Consider the following 501-nt stretch of genomic DNA (forward strand, 5'->3'; position numbering starts at 1 on the left):
ATAGCTGCGGAGAAGCTGATCGATCTGATTGAGAATCCCAAGACTACATTGATTGATCGTTTTTCAGTAGACGGAACTTTGTTTAAGGGGGCATCTGTGAAAAAAATAAAAAAATAAGAAGTGCGCAGCAGCCATTTGGGAATTTGAGGATTACACAAGCAGTACGAAGGGCGTAAAAAGACTGGCTAATAAGGTAGTACCGGGAGAGAAAAGATGTCTGTATCATGCCAATGGAATGGATATATACAATCATGAATTGTATGTTACCTGTGCGGAACCTAATGGAAAAGGTGAATATTCGGTTGTGAAGCTTACTATGGGCAGTACATCTGAAGAATGGCCCTATAATAGGTATACCTGGGAAAACCGGACAAACGCAATCAGCCATTACAAAGGCAATCAGTTTATTCTTCTTACCGAAACCGGTGCAGAGGGTGAAGAAGATAAAAAAATATATAAACTGTGTATTGTACACTTCTCAGCAGGAAAAGTTGTGGTTGA

The 501-nt window shown here is 39.9% G+C and carries 1 protein-coding gene; it reads left to right on the forward strand.

The features are described 5' to 3' along the window. Positions 1 to 235: 235 nt before the first annotated feature. Positions 236 to 501, forward strand: a 266-nt coding sequence (locus H8Z82_RS17050; protein ID WP_186995776.1) for a hypothetical protein, incomplete at its 3' end; no start/stop codon positions are given.

The sequence above is a fragment of the Blautia difficilis genome (genome assembly GCF_014297245.1).
GTDB classification, from domain to species: domain Bacteria; phylum Bacillota; class Clostridia; order Lachnospirales; family Lachnospiraceae; genus Blautia_A; species Blautia_A difficilis.